Here is a 24,481-nt window from a genome sequence, read left to right as displayed (position 1 = left end):
GGTGCCTTTCGTCAGCGGGTCAGGGCCAGGCACAGCAGGTCACCGAGCGGGTACTCGGCGGTGCTCTGCCAGGGGAAGGAGCGCAGGAGGTCGAGGTCGGCGGTGCGCAGGGCGATCGAGCGGCGGTCGGGGGCCTGCTGGTCGTCGACGGGGGTGGTGATGTGCAGGGTGCCGCCGTCGGCCAGGAGGTGGCGGGCGCAGGCGGTGAAGGGGAAGAGGTCGATGAAGGGGAGGAAGAGGCGGCAGGTGATCAGGTCGAAGCCGCCGGCGGGCAGCGCGTCGAGGCCCCCGTGTTCGATGTCCGTGAGCCGGAAGGTGAGGTTCGGGTGGTGGCCGTGGCGGTCCTCGGCGGCGGCCAGGGCGGCGGCGGAGAAGTCGACGGCGGTGACGGTGAATCCGGCGTCCGCGAGTGCCGCGGCGAGCGCGCCGGTGCCGCAGCCGATGTCGAGCACCCGCCGACCCGCTCCGGTGTGGGCGAGCAGGAGCTTGACCTCCTCGTCGGCGACGGGGACGAAGTCCCGCCCTTGCGCGTAGTGCGCGCTCCACCGCGCGGCCTCGGCGGGCTCGCCCTGCTGAGGCGGGCGGGTACCGGTCACGGCCGGGCCCCGATGAGGGCGCGGGGGTCGACCTCGGTGTCCCAGCCGTGGGTGGAGAAGCCGGTGGAGCCGTTCAGGTGGGCGAGGAGGGCGGTGTGGGTGGTGGGGAACATCGGCATCGGCAACGCGGCCGGGTCGGCGGGCATCCAGGTGACCGCGAGGTGCTTGTCCGGTTCGGTGTTGGTGAGCTCGCCGCGGAACCTGCTGGTCGCGAAGACGTGGAGCAGGAACCCGCCCTGGCCGTCCCAGCCCTGCTTCACCTGGACGGTGTGCACCAGGCGCAGGTCGTCCGGGTCCACCAGCAGGCCGGTCTCCTCGCGGAGCTCGCGGGCGGCGGCCAGGTCGATGCGCTCGCCGACCTCGACCTTGCCGCCTGGGATGGTCCACGCCGGTTCCTTCGACCAGCTGTCGTTCGCGTAGTGGATGGCGGCGATCCGCCTGGCGCTCTCGTCGTGGACGATCACGCAGACGGCCTGACGCAGGTTCAGCACAGCAGTACTCCAACGCTCGTGGTGCGGACGGGGTTCGGGATGGCCGCCCCGGTACCGGGGCGGCCGGTGTGCGGTTCAGGTCGGCAGGTACCAGGAGAGGCCGGGCCCGGCGTCGACGTGCTGCCGGCCTTCGGGGACGGTGAGGTGGAACTCGCTCGGAGACCCGGCTGCGGTCCACCGGGTGTGGACGGCCTCGGCTTCGGCCCACAGATCGCGCGGGCCCCAGACCTCGCAGCGCGAGCCGTCCGGGGCGATGTGCGCGCGGGAGCCGTCGCCGGGGTGGACGAGTTGGACCGTGCCGTCGTCCGTATCGGCGGGTGGCCAGTGGCGTCGGGTTCCGGGCAGCAGGTGGGCCACGGCCGCCCAGAAGCCGCGCGCGCGGAAGTCGGGCGGGGCGAGCACTGAACTCCGCAGCCGCGCGGGCCCGCTGGCGTGATCGGGCACGGGCAGCCAGGGAACGTCTCGGGCGAGGACGTGCCCCCACCGGTCGGCGACCAGGCGCCCGGCGAGCCGGCCCCGTTCGTCGCGGCCGACGATGGCGCGGGTGTGCCAGCCGGGGGCGGCGGTGGAGATGGTGCAGGTGAGCACACCTCGCGGGGCGAGCCGGTGCAGCCACGACGGTGGGAGGGCCGAGAGGGCGAAGGAGGCGGCGATGCGGTCCCACGGTCCCTCGGGCAGGCCGCGCAATCCATCGCGGGCGACGATCCGCACGTCTGCTCCCACCTTGGCGATCCGCACGGCCGCGTGCCGCGCCAGTGCCGGGTCCACTTCCACGCCGGTCACCTGGCGGCCGGTCAGCCGGGCCGCCGCCGCGCTCAGCACGCCGGTGCAGGCGCCGACCTCCACCAGGCGGAGCCCCGGCTCCAGCCGCAGGTCCTGCAGCGTGATCGCGAGCAGTCCGGCTCCCGAGCTCTGAGCGGTCGGGCGGCCGTGGTGCCCGATGCCGGGCTTCGCCACCGTCGCGTCCAGGGAGCCGAGTTGGACGACCACTTGGTCCATCGACCAGACAACCTTGCGCCAGGTGGCCGGATCGTGTCCGGTGCTGACGGCCTGCCAGCGGGTGGCGGGCCGCTCCTGGTGAGCCGGGGTGAAGACCGCGGGCATCAGCTCCTCGCGCGGGACGGCGCCGAGTGAGGCGATCACCCGCTGCTCGTGCACTCCGTCCTGGAGGGCCAGCAGCCGCAGGAACTCGCGGCGGGCCGAGTCGGTGCCCTGCTCGCCCGCGGGCTCGCTCGCCTTGGGGGCTGCCGGGCGGGCGGCGTGCTCGGGCTGGACGGGCCGGGTCACGCGGGGAACCCGTGGACGGACAGCGGCACGCCTGCCTGGATCGCGGCCAGGGCGGAGCGGGTGTAGCCGACGGTCGGCTCGGGCAGCGCGTCCAGCGGCCACCAGTCCAACGCGCTGCACTTCTCGGGTTCCATGTTGGTGACCTGTCCGGTGTAGGCGAGCGGGGCGAAGAACAACTGGAGCCGGCCCGCCCCGTCGTCGGCGTCCAGGTGGTGAAGGGCGTGGACCAGGAGCAGGTCCTCCTCGCGGATCGTGATGCCGAGCTCCTCCTTCGCCTCGCGGGCCATGCCGCGCAGGACAGACTCGCCCGCTTCGAGGTGTCCGGCCGGGGTGTGCCAGTGGTCCTCGGCGAAGGTGGTGGCCGTGCGCCGGCCGAGGAGCACCCGGCCGTCCTCGACCAGGGCCAGGTGGACGCCGATCACCTGGGTGTGCGGCATGAGCTTCTCCTTCGGGGTGCGGGTCAACGCCGAGGCAGCGCAGGGAGGTTCAGGGCACGGCGGATCACTCCCGGGTCGTGCCGGGAGTGGGGTACTGGGTGGCTGGGGGTCCCACCGTAGGCCGTCGGCGGGGGCCTTGTCGGCGTGTCGCCGAACATGCCACCCGATCCGGTGATGACCTCAACACGCCTATATTTCACGGCAGTTGAGTCTCCTCGCGCATTGTTCCAGACGGGTGTGACACGGCCTGTCGGGCCGGGGGCCGAAGGGCCTGCGGAGGCTGAGCGGGCCACGTGGGAGGTGATCTGTGACAGCGATGTCGGGACAGTTGCCACCGAAGTTGGGAAGCGCACCGGTTCGTGACAGCGACAGGGGATGTCGCGGGTGAGCGCCGCTCCGCTCTCCCGTGCTCGGCATCGCGCAAGTACAGCCGGGTGCGGCGAGCGGCCGCACCCGCGGCGTCCTCTCCGAACTCCCCGGGCGCGGCCCGCTTGCCCGATGTAGCGTCAGTGGCAGTCGCCAGCGCCTGGAGCGCCGGCAGGAGCCGGTCCCAGAGGCCGGAGTCAGGAGTACTGCCATGCCTGTTTCGTCGAGGCCGGATCCGCGCCCGGTGGTGTACGCGGTCCGGGACCGGGACAACCGCATCGTCTACATCGGCCGCGGCCGGAGCGAGGACCGCCCGCAGAGTCACGCAGCCGACACTCACAACGCCGGGCTCGCCGCCATCCTGGACACCCCCGGCTACACGATCGACGTCGCCGAGATGCCCGACCACGCCACCGCCGCCGTGGTGGAGAGCATGCTGATCGACGTCCTGTCCACCGGGGCGAAGGCGAAGCTCGTCAACGCCCGCCGGGAGAAGTGGCGCTTCACCCCGCTCGGTACCCCTCCCGAGTACGCCGACCGCCTCGCCCTGGAGCCGCTGACCGTCGCCGACCTCGGACGGAGCCTGGGCGGAGTTCTGATCGTGTTTCACAGCTCCAAGCCGTACCGGGACCTGGACCGGCCGCAGGCCGACGCCGGCGGAACCGACCCGGCCGTGCTGGCCGAGAACACCGTCCGCTGGTGGCAGCTCGGCCCCTGGGCCCGGCAGTGGGCCGCCAACCCGCGGACCGCGCCTCGCGCCGTGGTCGCGGTCAAGGGCCCCACCGCCCGCCGCTACATCCGCGCTGCCATCGCCGCCGACCCCGCCGGCTGGCCCACCGCCACCCGCGACGGCGCGTTCTACCAGATCCCCGCCATCCGCGGCGGCGACGTGTGGACCCACGGCGACCTCGACCACGCTCAACTGCGCGGTCGGCTCGTCCACGACGTCCGGTTCAGCAACCGCGCCCAGGACCTGGTCATCTGGGTCGACCCCACCGGTACCGAGCACCGCCAGCCCTGATCCGCCACAGCACCGGTTGGTTGCCAGCCACGGCGCCGTGGCTGGCAACCAACCCCCGTCGGCTGCGGCCGCCGGGGAGGCCGCAGCCGCTTGGGCCAACGTCCACCCGCGGATTCCGCCCGTGTCCGGCCAGCGGGCGGTCGGCCCCGCCGCAGTGGGGTTCACCGGTCCTCCGGGGAGCTGACCAGGGTCAGACCGTGGCGGTCGGAGCCGGGCAGCAGGATGCCGGGGGCCGCACGGGTCTGCCCGAGCGCGCGGTCGAGGCCGGAGATCGCCTCTCGCAGGCGGTCGGCGTCGTGGGCAGCGCCGAGGGCCTGGTACTGGGAGGCGCCTGAGGTGTACCAGTCGTGTGCGGCGTCGGCCAGGCGCATCCGCGCGAAGGTGTCGCCGAGGAGTTCGGCGGTGCGGGCCTGCCAGTGCTGGTGCCCGGCGAACGCGAACTCCTCCAACGCCCGCAGGAGGGCCGCGGTGGCGAGGTCGTGGGAGCCGGCGAGGGAGTGGGCCTCGCCGAGGTGGGCGAGGGCGGTGGCGGCAGCCAGCGGATCGGCGACCGGCAGGGCCTGCAGGACCGCGCGGGCACGGGTGAGAAGCTCGACGCCCTCTCCCGGGCGGCCCAGGCGGGTGTTGTTGGAGCCGAGCAGGGTGAGGGACACGGCGATGCTGTGAGGGTCGTCGAGGTCGCGGTACAGGCTGATGGCCTGGTCGATGAACGGCTGGGCCAGGTCGTAGCGCCCTTCGGCGTGGAAGCGCTCGACCAGGGCGAGGCGGACGTCGGCGAACGCGCGCAGGTCGTTGTCGGCGACGGTGCCCTTGAGGACTTCCTGGACCTGCTCGTCGGCCTCCTCGTGGCGGCCGGCGGCGGACAGCCCTCGGGCGAGCGCGGTGGCCACGGCCCGCCGGGCGGCCAGGCTGCCCCAGAGCCGGGCGGCTCGCAGTGCCATGTGGTGGGTGGTGATCCACAGCTCGATGGGCCGCCGGTACTCGAACAGCGGCCACAGGTCGTGCACCAGGACGGTCAGGCGCTGGTACTCGCCGAACCTCTGGGCGGCGTCCAGCGCGTACGGCAAGGAGGGCTGGACGCCGTCCAGCCACTGGAGCGCCGAGAGCCGGCTGCGGAGGCGGACGGTGGTGGCGAGCTCGGCGCCGAGGGCGTGGGGCAGTGGCCGGTGGTAGGGGGTGAGGCGGCGGCCGGCTTCCTGGGCGGTGGCCACCAGGTGGTCCAGGTAGCGCACCGCCACCCGGTGGGCGGCCTCCTCCTCGCTGCCGGCACGGGCGGGCGGCTGGTCCCGCACGACGCGGCGCACCCGGTAGAGGTCGCCGCGTACCGGGGCACGGCCTTCGGAGGCCAGCAGTTGGTGCCGGGCGAGTTCGGCCAGCTGCTGGCGGGCGGCGGCGGGGGTGGCCTGGGTGACGGCGGCGGCGCCGTGGGCGTCGATCTCGGCGGCCGGTATCAGGGCCACCGCGCGGTGCACGGCGGCGAGGTCGTCGGGCAGCGCCTCGGGGGTGAAGGCGGTGTCGGTCACGGGGCAGGGGTCCGATCGGTCGGCGGGCGGGGCGGGGTGTCGGGTCACCGCGTCAGCTCCCACGCGAGGGCGGTGGTGTCGGCGCACAGCCAGGACGCGGTGCAGATGCCGAGCAGGGCGGGCAGGCGGGCGCGGCGGCGCCGGTGCAGCAACAGGACGGCGGCGGCGAGCACCAGGTACGACAGGTGCTGCTGGCCGAGCAGCGCGAGGGCGACCCAGGCGGTCACGGCCGTGAGGTAGGCCCAGGCGGCTGCTCCCTCGCGCCGGCCGAGCCACGCGGCGAGGGCGGCCAGCAGCAGCGCCTGGATGAGCAGGGTCCATGCCCGCTGGGCGCCGAGGCTGCCGGTCGCCGCGGCGAGTGCCCGCGCTCCCTCGACGGTGCCGTGGCGGACGGCAGCCGCCATCAGCGCGGCAGCCAGGGCGAAGACCAGCGGGCGCCACCACCAGCCCGAGCGTGCCCAGTTGAGAAGCCAGGCGCTCACTCCGCGGCCTCCGTCCCGGGCCGGCGTGCACCGCGTGGGGCGGCGGGTGAGCTCCAGTTCCACGGGTAGGGGCCTGGCCGGCGGACGCTGGCGATGCGCCGCCGCGCCTCCGGCAGCCACACCGCGTTGCGCACCGCCTCCTCCAGCGCGACCACCACCCCGAACAGCGCCCGCACCTGGATCATCAGCGCGTAGGGCCTGCCGCCGTCGACGGCGGTCACGTCCACGCCGTAGGTGCGGGCGAAGGCGGCGTACAGGGCCGGGTCCTGGCCGAACAGGTCCCGGCCGCCGGCCTTGAAGGCGAGGTCGTACCAGAGGACGCCGCGCCGGGTGAACTCGAAGTCCAGGACGGCGGGGCCGAGCGGGGTCGACAGGGTGTTCAGCAGGTGGAGGTCGCCGTGGACGATCACCTCCGGGCCCGCCCACTCGGCGGCCTGCCACAGCGCGTCGAAGGCCATGGTCCGCTCCCCCAGCCACGCCCGGTCGGCGTCTGTCAGCACGGTGCCGGGGAGGGCGGCGATCCGGGCGAGGAGCCCGTGGGCGGGGTCGAGCGGCGGCAGGACGAGGTGGTCGGCGACCGGCAGGGCGTGCAGGCGGGCGGCGAGCTGGGCCAGTTCGACGACGGTGCACGGTCCCCCGTTGCCTAGGTCCTCCAGGACGGTGACGGGGCGGCCGGCCACCAGGACCGGACGGCCGCCGTGCAGCGGACGGGCCGTCAGCACGTCGTGCTCCAGCAGCCAGAAGGCGATGCGGGCCTGGCGGGCCACTTCTTCCAGGCCGGTGCCCGCCCGGTGCACCTTGGCGATCACGGGCGCACCGGGGCCGAGCGCGTTCGGCAGGCGCACGACCCAGTTGCCCGCGTGCTGCAGGACGGTGTGGCCGGCCAGGTCGTAGCCGAGCCGGTCGGCGGCCTCGGCCAGCGCACAGGCCGCGGGCTGGTCGACGGCGGCGATGGCCGCCGCGGGAGCGAGAGCGGATCTACGCGGCATCGGAGTTCTCCTCGGCGGCTCGGGTCTTGGCGAACTTCCCTCGGCTGTCCCGGCGGCGGGGACCGGTGCCCGGGCGGGCAGGGCCGACCTGGTGCCCGGTGATCAGCGCGGCCGGGTCGATCAGGCCGTCGGCGGCGGCGCGGGCCACGCTCTGGCAGCGTGTGCGGGTGCCGAGGTCGGCCATGAGCTCCCGACCGCTGGTGCGGGCCGCGCCGAGGGTCAGGTGGAGCTCGGTGGCGATCTGCTCGTACGTCAGGCCCCGGGCCAGGCCGGAGAGGACGGCACGCTGCCGCTGCGTCAGCTGGGGCTGGATCCCGTCGCGGCTTCGGATCAAGTCCATGTCGCGGGAGGTCAGCACGCCGTGGGCCAGGCCGATAGTCACGGCGTGGCCGCGGTCGCCGGCCCGCAGCACCTGCCGCAGGGCCTTCTCCTGGGTCTGGACGGTGGACAGGGCGACGCGGCGGCGGGCAGCGATCTGCCGCTGCGTCAGCCCCTCGGCGATCAGCCGCAGAACCCCCAGCTCCGGCTTCGACAACACCAGCGCCGGGGTGGCCAGCAGGGGGGCCGCGATGCACACCTGCGCCGGTGGCGGAGGGCCGGGCGGGTGCTTCTCCTGCCGTGCGGGATCGGACAGCAGGTGGCTCACCTCCAGGTGGCCGTCGACGAAGGCGAACAGCACCGCCTGCCACCGGCTGTGGGCGCCCAACTCCTCGATCAGCTCCTGCGCGTAGCGCCGCCCGGTCTGCCGACCGAGCCCGAGTGCCGAACTGATCTCCGGGTTCGACATGTCCCGCACGAAGCAGTCCAGGACGACGCGGTGCTGCCGTCCCAGGGGGCGGATGTGCTGCGGCGTCCGGTCGGCGGTGATCTCCTCCCGGGTCACCAGGGCGAGCGCCGCGGCCCGGCGCATCGCCGGGCCGCGCCGACGGGCGCCGAGCGCCCGGTAGAGGGCCCGGCAGCGCATCACGCTCTCGTACTCGGTCAGGCCCAGGTGCCGGGCCGCCTTCGGGAGGATCCATCCCCGGGCGAGCAGTCGCAGCATCGCCAACTCACCGTCGCCGAGCTCCGGCCGGGCAACCTCCACCGGGAGGTCCCCCACCCCGGAGTGCTGACGCGGCTGCCCGCGGCCGGGCACCCCGAGCTCCGGGGCGTCCGCCACCGGGTGCACGCTCACGGCCGCTCCGCCCGCCCGGCGAGCGCGGCTTCGACCTGGGCCGTCTCGTCGGGGTGGGTGGCGCCGAACAGCTCTGCCGCGCGGTGCAGGGCGTCGGTGGCCTCGGCGGTGCGGCCGAGGCCGTCCAGCGCCTCGGCCGACCAGAAGGTGGCGCGGGCCTCCCAGACGCGGGCCCCGAGGTCGGCGAAGGAGCCGACGGCCAGCTGGAGGCGGTCGTGCGCGGCGGCGCAGTTTCCCTGTCGCTGCAGGTTCCGGCCCTCCCAGGCCCGGGCCCTGGCCACGTTGAGGCGGTCGCTCGCCGCCTTGAGCATCCGTCGTGCCGCTGTCAGGTCAAGGCCCGCTTCCTCGATGCGGCGCAGGTCGCTCCGGCAGGCGCCGATCATCAGCAAGGTCAGGGCGATACCGCGCGGGTAGTTGTCCCGTTCGCGCAGGTCCAGGGCCTTGCGCAAGCAGGGCAGCGCGAGCTGGGGGTGGCCTGCGGCGTGCAGGGTCGCGCCGATCGCGTGCAGGTACTGCCCCTCGCCCCGAAGGTCCTCGCGCTCCCTGGCCCGCGTCAGCGCGGTCCTGGCGGCGGCCAGCGCCTCGCGGTGACGGCCGGCGTCGCGCAGCACCCCGACGGCCGCGCCGTAGATCTCCTGCACCGCCAGCGGGCTGCCGGTCTCCAGCACCGCGGGGAGCGCCAAGTCGAGTGCGCGCAGGCGCAGTTGCGTGTCGCCCACGCGCTGCCACAGCGGCCACGCGGCGTGGAAGATCTGCCAGGTCAGGGCGGGCCAGCGGCCCGCGCAGGCGGCGAGGGCCTCGGGCAGCAGTCGGTGCTGCTCGGCCAGCCACCGCCACGCGTCCTCGGGGCTGTGGAAGACGGGCGGGTGGATCGGCAATTTCCCGTCGCCGTCGGCGCTTTCGCGCTCCAGCTCGCGGTGGGTCGGGGTCAGGAGGCGCTCGGCGGCGGTCAGGCCGGCCAGCCACCACACCATCGCGCGGTGGACCCGGGCCAGCAGGCCGTCCGTGCCGGTCCCCGCTGCCGGAAGCCGCGTGGATGGGGCGCCGGGCAGGAGGTAGCGTCCGCTCGGGGAGCGGACGACGAAGAACCGGCCCTCCAGCTGCCGCAGCCGCTCCTCGGCCGCCACGGGGGTGATCCCCAGGCCGGCGGCGACCATGCCGGGCTCGGCTTCGGGCACCGGCAGGACCTGCAGGAGCAGCAGCGTGTCGGCCAGCGGCAGGGACAGGTCCTGGCTGGCGGTGTGGAGGGTGTCGGACAAGGCGGTCTCCGGGGTGGGGCGGCGGCCGGACGCGGCGAGCGAGTGCAGCAGGTCGGCGACCGGGCGGTGCGGGTTCAGGGACAGGTGGGCTCCGAGCACCGAGAGCGGGGCGGGCAGGCGCCCGACCGCGTCCACCAGGCGCTCGGCGTCGAGGCGCTCCAGGAGCCGGGGGTCGGCGCGGTGCGCCAGGAGGCGCAGCGCGGCCTCCGGTTCCAGGCCGCCGAGGCGGTGGTGTACGGCCCCGCCGGAGGCCAGCTCCGCCACCGGGATGGGGCTGGTGACCACGGCCGGCCCGGCCACGGGCAGCAGCGCGGCGAGCGCGCCGCCGGGCAGGGCGGTGGCGTTGTCGACGAGCACGGCGCAGGCGGTGCTGCCGCTTGCGGTCCACCACCACGCCTCGGCCTCCCACCTGGACATCGGCTCCTCGTGGCCGAGCGCCCTGGCCCAGGCGGCCAGTACCAGCAGCACCGGGTCCGCCCCCGCCCCGATCCGGCGCAGGTCGGCGTACAGCACTGGCCCGTCGTGCGGGACGAGGGCCTCGGCGGCGAGCCGCGTCAGCCCCGAGCCGGGAACACCGTGCAGCACGATGGCGCGCTCGTCGGCGAACGCCTCCGCGAGGAGGGCGAGGTCCGCCTCCCGGCCGAGGAACGGACGGGTCCGGCGCGGGAGTTGACGCGGAACCGGCCCGGGCTGCGGGGTGGGTTGGGTGATCGTGACGGAGGTGATGTGGCCGGCCTGGACCGCGGTGGCGAAGGCGCCGCCGCTGATCGTGTTGGAGGCGCGGGGGGACGGCGGGCCCGGCTCCGGAAGGGCCCGGCCGGTCACCGAGCCACTCCCGTCCGCGCGAGCGCGGGCGGGCGCTGGGCAGCGGCTCTCCCGGCGGGCACCGGGCGGCGGCCTCCGCCGGTGACGCGGCGGCGGGGCTGGGCTCCGAGCTGGACGGCGGCGTCGATCATCGTCCAGTGGGAGAACGCCTGGGGGTAGTTGCCCAACTGCCGCCCGGCGACCGGGTCGTACTCCTCGGCGAGCAGGCCCAGGTCGCTGCGCAGCGCCAGCAGGCGGTCGAGAAGCTCGCGGGCCTCGCCGGTGCGGCCGATCGCGGCCAGGGCCTGGGCGAGCCAGAACGAGCAGGCCACGAAGGCGCCTTCGTGGCCTGCGAGGCCGTCCACGTTGGCCCCGGCCGCCTCCCGGGTGGGGTAGCGCTCCACGAGCCCGTCCGGGGTGGCGAGTTCGCGCTGGACGGCCTCGACGGTGCCGATGATGCGCTTGTCGTCGGCGGGCAGGAACCCCAGCAGCGGCAGCTGGAGCAGGGAGGCGTCGAGGTTGGTGCTGCCGTAGTACTGGGTGAAGGTGTTGCGCTCCGGGTCGTAGCCGTCGTTGCAGACGTCCGCGTGGACGGCGTCGCGCAGCTCCGCCAGGCGCAGCAGGGTGCGGTGGTCGGTGTGGGGGCGGCGGGCGAGGAGGCGGTGGACGCGGTCGAAGCAGACCCAGGCCATCACCTTGGAGTGGGTGAAGTGGCGGCGGGGGCCGCGGATCTCCCAGATCCCCGCGTCCGGGTCGCACCAGATCCGCTCCAGCCGGTGGGCGAGGGCGAGCAGCAGGGCGTCGGTCTTCGGGCAGGGCGGGAGGCCGGCGTCCTCCGCGAGGAGCAGGGTGTCGGCGATCTCGCCGTAGACGTCGAGCTGGAGTTGGGCGGCGGCGCCGTTGCCGATGCGCACCGGCCGGGAGGCGGCGTAGCCGGGCAGGTGGTCGAGGGTCATCTCCTCCAGTCCGGTGCCGCCGTCGAGTCGGTAGATCGGCTGCAGGTGTGCGGGGTCGATGTGGGTGGTGAGCCAGGTGCGCCAGGCGGCGGCCTCGGTGGTGGAGCCGAGTCGCAGCAGTGCGGCGATGGTCCAGGCGCTGTCGCGCGGCCAGCAGAACCGGTAGTCCCAGTTGCGCTCACCGCCGATCACCTCGGGCAGGGAGGTGGTGGGGGCCGCGACGATCCCCCCGTCCGGGTGGCAGAGCGCCTTGAGGGTGATCGCCGAGCGGATGACCGCCTCCTGGTCGGGGCCTCGATGGGTGAGGGTGCTGGTCCAGGCGGCCCAGTAGGCGAGGGTGGAGTCGAGGGCGGCTTCGCCGTCGGCGACCGGCGGAGCGGGAAGGTGGGCGGCCTGCCAGGTGAGGGCGAACACCAGGCGCTCGCCCGGCCGGACGGCGACATCGGCGCGGCACACCCGGCGTTTGCCGGCCGAGTGCAGCGGCCCGTCCAGCCAGAAGGAGTCGCCGCCGCTGGAGGCGACCAGCCGGTGGTGGGGGCCCGTGCTGGTGCGGTCGATGTCGAAGGGGGCGGTTCCGTAGCCGGGGGCCGGGCGGAACACGGAGGCGACGCGGACCTCACCGGACAGGCCCTCGACGATCCGCACCAGCTGCGGCGCGACGTAGCCGGACGGGTCGGGCGCGGTCATGAAGGAGGTGACGGCGATGGCGCCGGCCTCGGTGTCCCACTCCTGCCGCAGGACGAGGCTGTCCCCGAGGTAGGTGCTGCGGGCGGCCGGCTCCGGCGCGGTGCCGTCGTAGCGGGCGGGGCCGATCCGCCAGAAGCCGTGCTCGTGCTGGCCGAGCAGCTCGGCGAAGACCGCGGACGAGTCGAAGCGGGGCAGACACAGCCAGTTGACGGTGCCGTCGCGCCGGAGAAGCGCGCCGGTGGTGGTGTTGCCGACCAGGGCGTGGTCCTCGATCCGGGCCGGGACGGGGCGGGGTGTGGGCATGGCGGGGGTCCTGACAGGAGTAGCGGCGAGGGCGGTCAGCGCAGGGCGGCGACCGGGTCGCCGGCGAGGTGGGCGAGAGCGGCGCTGAGGGTGACGGCGAGGGTGGGGTGGACGGTCAGCCACGGTGCGGCCTCGCGAAGCCGCTCGGCGGCCCGGCCCTGTTCGTCGGTGCCCACCACCACGGCCGGGCGCTGCGGGTCGGCCGCGTGCTCCTCGTAGGTCCGCATGACCTGCAGCGGGCCCAGCGGCCGGAAGAAGACCACCAGGTCCACGCAGCGGATGTGCCGGTCCTGCCAACCGAAAGGCCGCCAGGCGCCGTAAGGGTCGGCTCGGGTGAGGACCGGGCGGGGCGAGAGGACGGTGCCGGTGAACCCTGATGCGGCCAGCTGGAAGGCAGCGGGGACCTGCCAGTTCGGCCACGAGTCCACCTCTCCGGCGAGATAGACCACCGGGCCTGAGCCCGGGGTGGGCGGCTCTTCCGGGTACTCGACGTACCTCACGCCGCACCGCCCGCGGGCCGAGTGGGCCGGGTGGGCCGGGTGGGGCGGGGTGCGGGGACGGCGGTGGCGGGGATGATCCCGTACAGGACGGCGAGCGCGACGGCGTGGTGGCGGCTGGTCGCTCCCAGGCTCGCGACCGCGCTCGCCAGCGTCGTCGTCGCGCGCTTGTGGGACATGCCCGCCGGGCGGTTGAGCCGGGAGACCGGGATGGTGATGGACAGGGTGAGAACCCGCGTCTGTTCCTCCGTCAGGACCGGTGGCTGCGCGGGCAGTTTCGCCCGCAGGCCGGTGGTGTCGACCAGCCCGTGCACGAGGCAGTGGGCGAGGAGGTGCGCGCGGTCCTCGGTGCCGATCTGGCGGTGCAGGTAGCTGACGGCGGCGCGGGCCGCCTGCGGGGTGACGCCGAGCTTGTCGGCGGCCTCCTCGCTGCTGGAGCCGCCCGCCATCAGCAGGACTAGCCGGGTCTGGCGCTTGGTGATCACCACCGGCCGGGCGGCGAGGGCGCCGAGCATGCCGTGTTCGTCGGCGACGGTGACGGGCACCCCGCCGGCGAGCGCGAGTGCGCTCTCGTCCGCCCCGCACACCGCCATGCAGGCCGTGCCGGGCAGGTCCAGCATGCGCGCGGCGGTGGCGAAGGGATTGCCCATCGCGGCGCCGCTGTTCACCACCATCGGCCACCGGCTGAGCAGGGGCAGCGGGTGGGTGCTGTCGGGCACGACCAGGACACAGGGGATCTGGTCGGACAGGGCCCTCAGCAGCAGCCGCTGGACCGCGGGGAGAGAACCCGGGGTCTCGTCGGGGCCGGTGGTGAGCGCGGCGGTGGTGACGATGAGGGCGTGCACCGGGCGCAGGATCCGGTCGAGGTCGCGCGTGCTGGTCGCCGTGGCGGCGACTGATTCGTTCATCTCGGCTGTTCTCGCTGGGAGTTGGTAGAGGCGGTGCGGCCCTGGCCCGATTCGGCCGCCATGGGTTTGGAGCAGGGAGCGGGTGGTGCGTCAGGCGAGCGGGACGGTCACCGGCCGGTGGGGCCGGTCTTGCGGTGGAGCGCGCGGTCGACGGCGGCCAGGGAGGCGAACGCCACCAGGACGAAGAGCGCGAGGTAGAGCGGATCGTTGAGGGCGGCTCGTCGCTCCAGGAGGTAGAGGAGGGCGGCGCCGACCGGGAGACCGGCCACGAAGCACGCCGCCGCCAGGACCATGGCCCGGCGCCCCCTGCCGCGCCGGGCCGTCATGCCGGCCCGCCGGAGGTGGGCGCGGCGGCGAGGGCCTCACTGGGCCAGGCCGGGTCGATGTCGCTCAGCAGGACGACGCCGGACAGGACTCCGGCCACGCACGCCTGCGGCTGGTTGTCGACGCCGAGCCTGGTGAGCAGGGTGTGGCAGTAGGTGCGCATCGTGCCGGGCGAGACGCCGGAGTCGGCGGTCAGCTCCGGGGTGGAGCGTCCACCCGACCAGCCGCGCAGGATCGTCAGCAGCCTCGGCGCGAGCTGGGGCCGGACGACGAGGGCGGCGCACGGGTGCACCGTGGTGGTGACGATCCGCCGCGCGGTCGCCCACGCCGCCAGGTGGAGCACGGTGCGGGTGCCGGTGAAGGCCAGCAGGTCCTCGATGGCGCCGCGGACATCCTCCGCGTCAAGGTCGAGCGTGGTCTCGGCCGCGATCTGCTGGTGGCTCGCCCCTGCGGCGACCAGCTCGGCCAACCGCTGGTTCCCGGAGGCAAGTTCGGGTTCGAGAGGGGGCATGGGGTGCGTGTGTCCCTCTCCGGTCACAGCTGCGGGGGGATGGGCATGGTCGGCGCACCGAGGTGGAAGAGGAGGTCGGGGCCCAGCCGCAAGGCCTCGGGGCCGGTGCCGATGACGAGCACCAGGTCGCCGGGCTCGGCGAGGCGGGCGACCTGCCGGGCGGGCACCGGCTCGCAGGGGCCGAACCGGGCTCGGGCCACCTGGCGGCCCGGCACCTCCTGCTTGGTGAGCAGGGCCGCGATCTCCTCGTTGGGGTCGGGCAGCGCCGGGGCTGCCAGTGGGGTGGTCACCGGCAGCAGCACGATGTGGTCCGCGCTGGCGAGGGCCTCGGCCAGTTCCGCGGTGTGGGTGCTGGCGCGGGCGTAGCCGTTGGGTTCCAGCACGGCGATCACCGAACGGTCGGTCAGCTCCCGGGCGGCCAGGACGTCGCGGGCGATCTCGCTGGGGTGGCGGGCGCGGGAGTCCCACACCTCGACCCCGGCCTGGGAGCCGAGCTCGACCAGCGACCGCTCCACTCCTTCGAAGGCAGCCAAGCGTTCGGCGACGGTGTCCGGTGCCTCGCCGGCGAGCAGGGCGGCGGTGACGGCCGCGCAGGCCATGACCATGTGGTGGCGTCCGGTGACCCGCAGCTCGAACTGGCGCAGCTCGTCCTTGAAGTTGAGGGCGACCTGGAAGGCGGCGCCGTTCCAGACCGCCACGGTGATCCGCACGTCGGCGTCCTCGCCGGTGCCGACGGTGACCACGGCGGGGCCGGACCGATCGGACAAGCGCTCGTGGAGGAACCGCAGCGGGTCGTGGGCGTGCTTGACCCGGTGCGGGTCGTGGGGCTGCTTGGGCCGCAGCGGCAGGACGACGGTGGTGGCGGTGCGGGCGAGGCGCTCGGCCGCGTCCAGGCTGTCGACGATGCTCTCGTGGTGCGGGGCGTTCTCGCCGACGCCGGTGATCAGCACGATGCTCGGCTTGGGGGTGACGGGAGTTGTGGGGGCGGGCCTGCGCTGCCAGCCGCCGAGCGGCACGGCCTCGTGCGCGTCGGTGTCGGCGCACACGTCGGCCACCAGCCGTCCCACCGCCGCCCGGCCGACGGTGCTGCCTCTGGCCGGGGCGGTGAGGATCCAGCCCGTCTTGCCGTCGTCCAGGGCCGCCGCCAGGACCGCCGCCGCGGTGGTGGTGCTGTGGGTGCCGCCGACCATCAGCACCTCGCGCCCGGCGTGGGCGCTGATCGCCTTGAGCGCCAGCGCTCGGCTCAGCACGGTCAGTCCCATGCCCTGTGCGCGGTCGAGCTCCGGGTGAGGGCCGACCGTCACCCCGGACCACACCACCGCGCTGCGGCCGGCGTCCACGTGCGAGGAGTCGTAGCCGGTCCGCACGCTCACACCGGCCGCGCGCAGCCGCTCGGCCGCCTCCGTGTTCTCCTGGCCGGGGCGGACGCTGCCGGTGACGTCGGCGCCCGCCCCGGCCAGCCAGAGGGCCAGGCCCTCCATGCCGGGGTCGGTGGCGCCAGCCAGGTGCGGGGCCTGCAGCAGCTGCGGCACGGCCAGTGCCAGGTCGATGCTCGCGTCGTGCTCGGTTTCGGTGCTCGTCGCCACGGTGCTCTCCAAGGTCAGGGGTCGTGAACAGGTAGGGAGAAGAAGGGTGTTGGTTCCCGGGCCGGGCGCTTAAAGGCCCGTCGGTGCCCGGCCCGGGGGCTTCATGCCTGGGCGAATCCGCGCTCCAGCTCGGCGTCGGTGACGCGGGCAGCGTGGTGGTCCAGGTCCATGCGGGCGACCGCGGCCAAGTGGCGGACCACCGGCCGGCCGAGGAGGTCCGCTGCCAACTCGCTCGCCTCGAAGGCGCCGAGCGCCTCGGCGAGGGAGGCGGGCAGCGGGGCGGCGGCGGTGTCCTGGTAGGCGTCGCCCTCAGTGGCCGCCGGCGGCTTGAGACCGGCCTCGATGCCGTGGCTGATGCCCGCGAGGACGGCCGCCGTCGCGAGCAGCGGGTTGGCGTCGGCGCCGGGGACGCGGACCTCCAGACGCAGGCTCGGCCCGTGCCCCACCACCCGGACCGCGCAGGTCCGGTTGTCCCGGCCCCAACTCCAGCGCGACGGCGCGAAGGAGTGGGGCTGCAGGCGCTTGTAGGAGTTCACGTACGGCGCCCACAGCGGCCCGGTGACCGGCAGCACCTGAAGCAGCCCGGCCACCGCCCACTGCCCCAGCTCCGACAGAACGACGCCCCCGTCCGGGTCGTCGGCCAGCAGCGGGCCGTCCGCGCCGTGCAGGGAGACATGCAGGTGCAGTCCGCTGCCGACTCCGGTAGCCGGGGCCGCCATGAAGCTGGCCGCCAGCAGGCGCTCCTCCGCGATGGCCTTCGCCGCGTGCTTGACCAGCACGTGCTGCTCGCACACCCGCCGAGGCTCCCCGTACGGGAGGGTCACCTCCAGTTGCCCGGGCGCACCCTCTCCCTTCAACGCCTCGACTGGCAGGCCGGCTCCGGCCAGGGCCTGCCGCAGGCGGCGGCCGAACTCGCCCACCGCCGAAGGCTGGTCGAGGGCGTAGTCGCCGCTGCCCGAGGTCGCCGGGCGCGGGGTGCGCCGTCCGTCCGCCACGTCCCGGGCGCTGCCCTCGTAGAGGACGAACTCGCTCTCGACGCCGACCTTCGCGGTGACGCCGAACGCGCTCAGGCGCTCGGTCTGGCGCTCCAGCACGGCGACCGGCGCGAGCGGGTGCGGCTCCGGGCCGTCCATCGGATCGGCGAGGAGCAGCGCCGCGCCCGGCACCCAGGGCAGCACCCGGGCGTGCTGGTCGTGCAGGACCCAGACGTCGCCGAACCCGGCCTTCCAGGAGAAGGCGCCATCCTGCGGCGGGGTCATCGCCAGATCGGTGCCGAGCACGTATCCACACATCTCCGGCGTGATCCGCCCCGTGCGAAGCCGCGCTGACAGTCCAGCCGCGTCGTGCATTTTGCCCTTGAGGCGGCCCTGCTGGTCGATCACCGCCAGCAGCACCGTGTCCAGCCCGTGCTCGGCCAGGACCTGGTGCAGCGGTCCCGACGGCGCGGCCACCGGCCGGTCGCCGCCCGCGCGCCGGCGGGCCGCCCGCGTCGTCGGCCGGGTGCGCCCGGCAGCTCCCGCCCGGATCACACGACCTCCTCGGTCAGCTCGGTCAGCTCGGCCGAGCGCTGGACGGGCGGCGCGTACGAGCGGCCGGCCTTGAGCCACCACCCCCACGCCAGCAGCAGCACCACGATCAGGGCGACGGGCGCGTAGTTGAAGGTGGTGGCGGTGACCGGGGCTGACTGCGGCAGGCACACCAGCACGGTGACCACGGCCACCCAGCCCACCGCGATCCACCCGATCACTGGGCCGCGGCGGCCCAGGTTCCACGGGCCCGGCTGGAAGCGGCGTCCCCGGCGCAGGCGCAGGTAGATCGGCACTGCGTACGCCGGTGTCATCCCGACCACGTTGATGGCGGTCACCGCGGTGTAGGCGGTGGAGCTGTAGAGCGCGGGCAGGGCGAGGACCAGAGCGGCGGCGGCCGACAGCCACACCCCGGCCACCGGGGTGCCGGTGCGCTCGGAGACCCGGCTCCACAGGGCCGAGCCGGGCAGGGCCCCGTCCCGGGAGAACGCGAAGACCATGCGCGAGGCGGCCGCCGTCTCGGCGTTGCCGCAGAACAGCTGGGCGCCGATCACCACGAGCAGCAGCACCTTCGCGCCGGCTGGGCCGACGGCGTCGAGGAAGATCTGGGCGGGCGGCACGCCAGTGGCGGAGTTGAGGACGCCGTCGTAGTCCTGGACGGCGAACAGCATCCCGGCGAGCAGGACCGTGCCGGCGAGCCAGCTGACCCAGATCGAGCGGACGATCCCGCGGGGCGCGGCCACCGACGCCTTCGTCGTCTCCTCGGACATGTGGGCCGAGGCGTCGTAGCCGGAGAAGGTGTACTGGGCCATCAGCAGGCCGACCGCGCTCACGTAGACCGGGTTGGTGAAGCCGGTGTTGTTGACGAAGTGGCCCACGACCCAGCTGGCGTCCTGGTGCTGGGAGGGCACGATCGCGAGCGCCCCGACGATCAGCACCACGCCGCCGATGTGCCACCACACCGAGACGGAGTTGAGGACCGACGCCAGCCGCACGCCCGCCAGGTTCAGCACGGCGTGCAGGAGCAGGATCGCGGCGAAGATGGCGAACAAGGCCAGCGGGGTGGGCTCGTAGCCGAACTGGAGGTTCAGGAACGCCCCGACGAACGATGCCGCGCCGTAGTCGATGCCGGCCATCGCGCCGACCAGGCCGAGGAGGTTCAGCCAGCCGACCAGCCAGCCCCAGCGCGGGCCGCCGAGGCGGTGGGCCATGTAGTAGAGCGCGCCGGAGGTGGGGTAGGCGCTGGTGACCTCGGCGAGCGCCAGGCCGACGAACATCACCATTGCCCCGACACCGATCCAGCCCCAGAACATCACGGCCGGGCCGCCCGTGTTCAGACCGAAGGCGAACATGGTCATACAGCCGGACAGGATCGAGATCACCGAGAAGGAGATCCCGAAGTTTCCGAACTCGCCCATCCTCCGCGACAGTTTGGGCTCGTAGCCGAGTTGGCGCAGGCGGTCCTCGTCGGACAGCGCAGCGTGGGCACGGGACATGGTGGTGGACCTCCAGGTGGGGATGCGGGGTTCGGCGGTGGGTCAGGCGAACGCGGTCGCGCGGCCGGCGAGTGCCTGCTGGCGGGCGGTCAGCAGCAGTTCCTCGGCCTGCTGGGGCGAGTCGGCGACGTGGCTCCACGGGGCGTGGGAGGCGAACTGGCCCAGCGCGTTGAACACTTCGACGGCGGGGCCCATCTGGGCGGACGCCCACAGGGCGTGGGCGAGGTAGCTGAGATCGACGACCGGCCACGATCCCGGGACCGCCGCCGACCAGCTCTCGTAGGCGCGTTGGGCGCGCGCGTGGTGGACCTCCTGCAGCCACTGCCGCCGCACCACCGCGTTCCGGGTCCGCGCGTTGCGGTACTGCTCGACCGACAGGTAGAGCGGCAGGGCCGCGAGGGGGGAGCCGGCCGGTGCGGTGGGCGCCACGGCGCTCACGAAGTCCGTGGCGGCGGACCGATAGATCCGCTGCCAGTAGCGGAGCATGCGGTGGTGGGCCTCGCGGTTCCCGGGATCGCGCCCGAGGGCCGCGTCGAGCAGGCCCCACGGGCCGGGTGGAAGCATCCGGTCGGGCGTGGGGTACTGGTGCTCGGGCCGCTCCCGATGGCGGTCGAGCGACGCCAGGGCGAGCAGGCACACCCACGGCACGGGGTCCGACGGGTCGGCGTTCGCCGCGACCTGGCACGCCTGCCGGGCCTCCTGCTCCAGCCCGCGGGCGTCCGCCGAGCCGGACTCCGCCGCGGCCACAGCGTGCTCGACGAGGACCCGCGTCCGCAGGATGGCCAGGCCCGGGTCGTCCGGGTCCTCGCGCCCCCACGCGGCGAGGACGGTCGAGCGGGCCGCGACCAGCGCCAGCACCTGCGTCCGGGAGGTCCGCAGCCCTCCCCGTCGGGGCGTGGTGGCCAGCAGCCGCTGCGTGGAGAGCCACTGCCCGCGCCGCAGGTCGTCCACGGCGACCCGCAAGGCATCGTCCAGACCGGCAGGGTGGTAGACCGGACGAGCCGCTGACATGGCGATCATGGGATCGTCCTTTCAGGTATAGGCATGGGCATGGCAAATCAGTGGCCAAGTCGTGGCTGGGCACCCGTGCGCATCGATCAGCAGTCGGGGCAACCGGGCCGAGCTCTGCCGCGCAGCACCTTCAGGGGTGGCGCGGTCACGACAGGCCAGATGATCGCTTTCCGTCATGAGCAACTGCCCGCCGCAGTAAGGTGCCTGAGAGTGTTCACCGGTGACCATTCGCGTAGTCATATTCGCGCCCGAATATGGGTCTCGGTGGCTGCCTGCGGGAGCTGACCTCCCGCAGATGGGGAGGGGGGCCAATGGGGGCACGGCGGTGCGAACGGTGCGGCTGCACGCTCAGCCGGTACAACGACGGCGGCAGCGTCTGCGGCCCTTGTGCCCGCACGGGTGCCGAGGCGCCCGCCGAGGCCGTGCCGGTATGGGTGTGGCGCGACGCGGTGGTACGCGACAGCCTCGCTGAGCTGGACTTCGGCAGGCTGAGCAAGCGGCTGCGGGAGATTGTCCCGCTTCGCCAGGACGATCTGGCCGGGATCACCGGATTGACCCAGGGGTACCTGTCCCGGTTGGAGGCCGGCCGGGTGCAGCTGACCCACATCGACCGGATCGTGGAGTACCTCGACTCGGTCGGCGCCCCAGCCGACCTGGTGAGGCTTCCCCTGCGTGCGACTGCGACCCCAACTTCCCCAGCAGCGCACGGCAGTTCACTCTCTGCTCATGACGACATGGCCGGGCCGTGGACGGCCCGCCGTATGGTGGCGGCATTGCACGACGCGATGCGAGGGGAGTCCGCCGCCATGCGCCCGAACCGCCGCCAGTTCCTGCTCCTCGCAGGAACCGCCCTCTCCGCCTACATCCACCAGTGGGGAATCGCCGATGCCGAGCCCCTCGAACGCGCGCTCGACGGCGCGCAGGTGACTCCCGGGCTCGTCGAAAGCTTCCAGGGAACGATCGACAGCCTGCGCACCATGGACGCCAGCTCCGGCAGCGGTATGGTCGCCGGCCTCGCCCGCGCCCACCTCGGCCTGATCCACGAGACGCTGAAGTCAGCCAGCTACAACGAGGAGACCGGGCGGCGCTTGGCCGGTATCGCCGCCGACACCGCCACCCAGCTCGGATGGTTCCACTTCGACGCCGGACACCACGAACTGGCCCAACGCGCACTCCTCGCCGCGCTCCGGGCCGCCCACGCCTCCGGCGATCCACGCCTGGGCGCCGGCGCTCTGTCCTACCTGGCCATCCAGGGCTACTCGGTCGGCGACCCCCGCGACGCCGTCACCGCGATGCAGGCCGCCAGGGACAAGATCCACGCCCTCGGATCCTCGCACCTCGAAGCCATGCTCCTGACCCGTCAAGCCCGCGGTCACGCCAAACTCGGCGAACACCAGGCGTGCCACCGTGCCCTTGGGCGGGCCGCCGAACTGGCCGAGCTCGGCCCGGCCGAGCGCGACCCGAGCTGGCTCTACTGGATGAACAGCGGGGAGATCCTCGGCCAGACCGCGAGCTGCTACCTCGAACTGGGCCAACACAAGGCCGCGGCCGACCACTTCGAGCGGGCCGCCTCCACCCTGAACCCCAACGATCTTCGGACGCGGGCGCTCTTCGCGTCGCGAGCAGCCTCCGCGCACCTACTCGCGGGAGACCGGGAGGGAGGCTTCACGGCCGCCGACTCCGCCTTCACCCTCGCGGTGAACGTCCAATCGGCCAGGCTGAACGAGCACCTGGAACAGACAGCGGAGCACCTCCGGGCCATCCCCGGCCAGCGATCGAGTGAGCTGGTAGAACGATCACGACAACTGACGGCGGCCAAGGAGTCGTGACCGTGACCAGCACCGTGCTCGTTCTGTGGGACATCGACCGCACCCTGGTGTACGTCGGTGAGACCGACCGCGCCGTCTACCGCGAGGCGTTCCGCGAGGTCGTCGGCCGCGACGCGACGAAGCTCCCGGAGCGGGGCACCGGCCGCACGATGCCGCTGGCCGTACGGGAGTTGCTCGCGGCCAACGACGTCAACGACAGCGACGTCGAGGTGTTCGCCGAGCGGATCGTCGCGCTGCTGCCCGAGCGCCTCGCAGCCAAGACGGAGGAACTCCGCTCCGGCGGTCAGCTCATGCCCGGTGCCACCGCCGCGCTCGCGGCAGTCGACGCCCACCCGGACCTCGTGCCCACGGTGGTCACTGGCAACCTGCGGCAGAGCGCGGAGATCAAGCTCCGGGCCTTCGGCCTGGACCGTTACGTCGACCTGGCCGTCGGCGGCTTCGCCTCCGACGACTCCCACCGGCCGGCCCTGGTCAAGGTGGCCCAGCGCCGCGCCGCTGCCCGTTACGGGACAACCTTCGAGCGGTCGAACACGGTCATCATCGGAGACTCGCTCGAAGACGTGCGGACCGGAGCGGAAGGCGGGGCCGCGGTGATCGCCGTCGCCTCCGGCACCACGTCGGCCGACCAGCTGGCCGAGGCCGGGGCGGACCGAGTCCTCGACAGTCTCAGCGATCCGCAGACCGTGCTCCGCGCTGTGGCAGAACTCGCGCCCCACCGCAGGTAGTCCGAGCCCAGGTCCCAACCTGCGACACCTCCGTGGATCAGCCTGCTACCGTCGCCATCATGACGCTCTCCGTAGCAGACGGCCGCGCGGTGGACCTCCGGAAGGAGCCGGTCGACCTGGTCCTCGAACGGGTCGAGCAGCGCCTCGGCACCGTACTCGACCAAGCGAGCATCGTCCGCAAGCGCCGATCGGTCGGAGCGTGCACCGACCGGGACACCTGGGTTCGCATCGAGCGCCGTCAGTGGTCACGGGCGCGCGAGCAGGGCTGGGCCGGCACCGAGACCGCAGCCGCTCTAACCGGCGTGGCGATGCCCCGTTGGGAAGGCTCGATCGCGTGGCAGGACCCGGACGACAGGGCGATCTGGCGAGCGGACGAGACGTCCCTCCTGCCGGGCCGCCCGGTCGGCACGGCCATCCTGGCCACCGACCCCGGACTTCCGGACGACTGGTGGAAGGCACTGAACACTTCCCTGGCCGCGCTCACCGCCCAGCCCACCACCCGGATGGCGACACCGGACACCGAGCCGATCACCCAGCAGTCGGTCGATCGCACGATCCGGACCGCCTTCCTTCGGTCCGTGAACACACAGGTGGACGCGTGGGTACCGGCTCACGCCGATCTGAACTGGGCGAACGTCACCGGCCCCGAGTTCTGCCTGTTCGACTGGGAGGACTGGGGGATGGCACCGCGCGGCCTCGACTCGGCATCGCTGCTGGCCGCCTCCCTGGCCGTCCCGGCGCTCGCGGACCGCGTGCGCCGCGAGCGCCGGGCAGACCTTGAGAGCCGGGACGGCATGGTGATGCGCCTCTTCGTACTGGCGAAGATCGCCGGGCCGCACGCCCACCCGGACGACCCACGGGTGGCACCGGCCCGGATCGAAGCCGAACAGCTGATCAGCCGGCTGCAGAAGGCGTGACAGCAGCCTTCTCCGACAGCAGACGCCGGTACCGGTCGATGAGCTCACCACGGACCGTCAGCCCGGTTGCGGCGACCAGCTCCCGCAGGTGATCCGGCTCGTCGGTGCCGACCGCGACCGCGCCCACCAACGGCAGCTCGAAGGCGACCCGGAAGGCTGCCTGCACCTGCGTCGCATGCGCGTCGGCGTGGTCCGCCAGGAACAGACGCGAGTCGCTCCTGCGCCAGGGCGGATCGGTGAGATCCCCGCCGAACGGGCTCATGCCCCAACGGCGTTCACGCGGCACCCCCCACTGTCGTGCCAGAATCTCGCCGGCTGCCATGACCTGGTGGCCGACGAGCAGCCCGGACCGGACCATCAGGACATCCGGGGCGAGCGGCAGCGAGCTGCCGAGCGCGGCCAGGACGCGTGGGTTCCACGAGGAGATGCCCCACGCCCCGCACCACCCGGCCGTCGCCGCCTCGGCCAGGACACCGCAAGCCGCTGCCAACTGCTCCTTGCCCTGCTCTCCTGCCACGAGCGAGGCTTCCGGGTTGTGCAGGAACACGACCTCCGGCGTACGGCCCAGCTCGCGATTGGCACCCGCCACGGCAGCGCGAAGGTCCTCCGGGACGAGGCTGTGCCGCACCCGCCCGTCGGAGGCCGGGAAGTAGCCGACCTTGGTGGAGATCATGAAGCGTGGCAGCAGGTCCCCTCCGACCTCGGCGAGCTTCGCGTGGGAGCCGAACCCCAGGTAGTTGGACGCGGTGTCGACTGCGGTCACACCGTGCTCCAAC

General features: G+C 73.9%; 23 protein-coding genes. 4 read left to right on the top strand and 19 right to left on the bottom strand.

Translation table 11 applies throughout. The features are described 5' to 3' along the window. Positions 1-11: 11 nt before the first annotated feature. From ACWCYY_RS11575 to ACWCYY_RS11560, 4 genes are all read right to left on the bottom strand, one after another. Complete coding sequence (locus ACWCYY_RS11575; RefSeq protein WP_449795844.1) at positions 12-596, bottom strand: class I SAM-dependent methyltransferase; 585 nt, start codon at positions 594-596, stop codon at positions 12-14. Next, positions 593-1,087, bottom strand: coding sequence for an NUDIX domain-containing protein (locus ACWCYY_RS11570; RefSeq protein WP_449795843.1), 495 nt, complete (start codon positions 1,085-1,087; stop codon positions 593-595). The genes ACWCYY_RS11575 and ACWCYY_RS11570 overlap by 4 nt, the downstream gene beginning before the upstream one ends. A gap of 75 nt (positions 1,088-1,162) precedes the next feature. Further along, positions 1,163-2,374, bottom strand: a complete 1,212-nt coding sequence (locus tag ACWCYY_RS11565) for a protein-L-isoaspartate O-methyltransferase family protein (RefSeq protein WP_449795842.1) — start codon at positions 2,372-2,374, stop codon at positions 1,163-1,165. After that, on the bottom strand, positions 2,371-2,811 hold the full coding sequence (locus ACWCYY_RS11560) for an NUDIX hydrolase (RefSeq protein WP_449795841.1): 441 nt from the start codon (positions 2,809-2,811) through the stop codon (positions 2,371-2,373). Before ACWCYY_RS11560 ends, ACWCYY_RS11565 begins: the two co-directional genes overlap by 4 nt. A gap of 577 nt (positions 2,812-3,388) precedes the next feature. Between ACWCYY_RS11560 and ACWCYY_RS11555 the strand changes: the two genes are divergently transcribed. Next, positions 3,389-4,198 (top strand): hypothetical protein, encoded by an 810-nt coding sequence (locus ACWCYY_RS11555; RefSeq protein ID WP_449795840.1) that lies wholly within the window; start codon positions 3,389-3,391, stop codon positions 4,196-4,198. Positions 4,199-4,359: 161 nt separating this feature from the next. Here ACWCYY_RS11555 and ACWCYY_RS11550 read toward each other — a convergent pair whose 3' ends face one another. The 14 genes from ACWCYY_RS11550 to ACWCYY_RS11485 all read right to left on the bottom strand — a co-directional run bounded on the left by ACWCYY_RS11550 (position 4,360) and on the right by ACWCYY_RS11485 (position 20,243). Further along, positions 4,360-5,721, bottom strand: a complete 1,362-nt coding sequence (locus ACWCYY_RS11550) for a tetratricopeptide repeat protein (protein ID WP_449795839.1) — start codon at positions 5,719-5,721, stop codon at positions 4,360-4,362. 44 nt (positions 5,722-5,765) lie between these two features. Then, positions 5,766-6,203, bottom strand: coding sequence for a hypothetical protein (locus tag ACWCYY_RS11545; protein WP_449795838.1), 438 nt, complete (start codon positions 6,201-6,203; stop codon positions 5,766-5,768). Next, entirely contained in the window at positions 6,200-7,192 is a 993-nt protein-coding gene (locus ACWCYY_RS11540) for a phosphotransferase enzyme family protein (protein ID WP_449795837.1), read from the bottom strand. The genes ACWCYY_RS11545 and ACWCYY_RS11540 overlap by 4 nt, the downstream gene beginning before the upstream one ends. Continuing rightward, a complete protein-coding gene (locus tag ACWCYY_RS11535; RefSeq protein ID WP_449795836.1) occupies positions 7,182-8,366 on the bottom strand; it encodes a helix-turn-helix transcriptional regulator in 1,185 nt (394 codons plus the stop codon). The genes ACWCYY_RS11540 and ACWCYY_RS11535 overlap by 11 nt, the downstream gene beginning before the upstream one ends. Next, positions 8,363-10,450 (bottom strand): tetratricopeptide repeat protein, encoded by a 2,088-nt coding sequence (locus tag ACWCYY_RS11530; RefSeq protein WP_449795835.1) that lies wholly within the window; start codon positions 10,448-10,450, stop codon positions 8,363-8,365. The genes ACWCYY_RS11535 and ACWCYY_RS11530 overlap by 4 nt, the downstream gene beginning before the upstream one ends. Then, positions 10,447-12,375 carry a glycoside hydrolase family 15 protein gene (locus ACWCYY_RS11525; RefSeq protein ID WP_449795834.1) on the bottom strand — a complete coding sequence of 643 codons (1,929 nt, stop codon included), beginning with the start codon at positions 12,373-12,375 and terminating at the stop codon, positions 10,447-10,449. The genes ACWCYY_RS11530 and ACWCYY_RS11525 overlap by 4 nt, the downstream gene beginning before the upstream one ends. A 35-nt stretch (positions 12,376-12,410) precedes the next feature. Beyond that, positions 12,411-12,803: a hypothetical protein gene (locus ACWCYY_RS11520; RefSeq protein WP_449795833.1), complete on the bottom strand. Its 393-nt coding sequence runs from the start codon at positions 12,801-12,803 to the stop codon at positions 12,411-12,413. A gap of 68 nt (positions 12,804-12,871) precedes the next feature. Then, entirely contained in the window at positions 12,872-13,780 is a 909-nt protein-coding gene (locus ACWCYY_RS11515) for a helix-turn-helix transcriptional regulator (RefSeq protein WP_449795832.1), read from the bottom strand. Between the two features lie 107 nt (positions 13,781-13,887). After that, a complete protein-coding gene (locus tag ACWCYY_RS11510; RefSeq protein WP_449795831.1) occupies positions 13,888-14,073 on the bottom strand; it encodes a hypothetical protein in 186 nt (61 codons plus the stop codon). A 29-nt stretch (positions 14,074-14,102) separates the two neighbouring features. Beyond that, a complete protein-coding gene (locus tag ACWCYY_RS11505) occupies positions 14,103-14,615 on the bottom strand; it encodes a helix-turn-helix transcriptional regulator (protein WP_449795830.1) in 513 nt (170 codons plus the stop codon). Positions 14,616-14,638: 23 nt separating this feature from the next. Continuing rightward, entirely contained in the window at positions 14,639-16,201 is a 1,563-nt protein-coding gene (locus tag ACWCYY_RS11500; RefSeq protein WP_449795829.1) for a glutamate ligase domain-containing protein, read from the bottom strand. A gap of 101 nt (positions 16,202-16,302) precedes the next feature. Further along, entirely contained in the window at positions 16,303-17,730 is a 1,428-nt protein-coding gene (locus ACWCYY_RS11495) for a glutamine synthetase family protein (RefSeq protein ID WP_449795828.1), read from the bottom strand. Next, positions 17,727-19,223 carry an amino acid permease gene (locus ACWCYY_RS11490; RefSeq protein ID WP_449795827.1) on the bottom strand — a complete coding sequence of 499 codons (1,497 nt, stop codon included), beginning with the start codon at positions 19,221-19,223 and terminating at the stop codon, positions 17,727-17,729. The genes ACWCYY_RS11495 and ACWCYY_RS11490 overlap by 4 nt, the downstream gene beginning before the upstream one ends. Positions 19,224-19,265: 42 nt before the next feature. Beyond that, entirely contained in the window at positions 19,266-20,243 is a 978-nt protein-coding gene (locus ACWCYY_RS11485; protein WP_449795826.1) for a hypothetical protein, read from the bottom strand. Positions 20,244-20,656: 413 nt separating this feature from the next. On the opposite strand from ACWCYY_RS11485, the gene ACWCYY_RS11480 reads away from it, so the two are divergent. Genes ACWCYY_RS11480 through ACWCYY_RS11470 form a run of 3 tightly spaced genes read left to right on the top strand, consistent with a single transcriptional unit; the run spans position 20,657 to position 23,705 of the window. Then, positions 20,657-22,063: a helix-turn-helix domain-containing protein gene (locus tag ACWCYY_RS11480; RefSeq protein ID WP_449795825.1), complete on the top strand. Its 1,407-nt coding sequence runs from the start codon at positions 20,657-20,659 to the stop codon at positions 22,061-22,063. Between the two features lie 2 nt (positions 22,064-22,065). Further along, positions 22,066-22,788 (top strand): HAD family hydrolase, encoded by a 723-nt coding sequence (locus ACWCYY_RS11475; protein WP_449795824.1) that lies wholly within the window; start codon positions 22,066-22,068, stop codon positions 22,786-22,788. Positions 22,789-22,847: 59 nt separating this feature from the next. Further along, positions 22,848-23,705, top strand: coding sequence for a hypothetical protein (locus ACWCYY_RS11470; RefSeq protein WP_449795823.1), 858 nt, complete (start codon positions 22,848-22,850; stop codon positions 23,703-23,705). Here ACWCYY_RS11470 and ACWCYY_RS11465 read toward each other — a convergent pair. Continuing rightward, a complete protein-coding gene (locus ACWCYY_RS11465; protein ID WP_449795822.1) occupies positions 23,683-24,468 on the bottom strand; it encodes an aldo/keto reductase in 786 nt (261 codons plus the stop codon). The genes ACWCYY_RS11470 and ACWCYY_RS11465 overlap by 23 nt on opposite strands. Between the last annotated feature and the right edge of the window lie 13 nt (positions 24,469-24,481).

Source organism: Kitasatospora sp. NPDC001664 (assembly GCF_053596675.1).
Note: the sequence above shows the minus strand (reverse complement) of the source record. Positions and strands in the feature narration are given on the sequence as shown.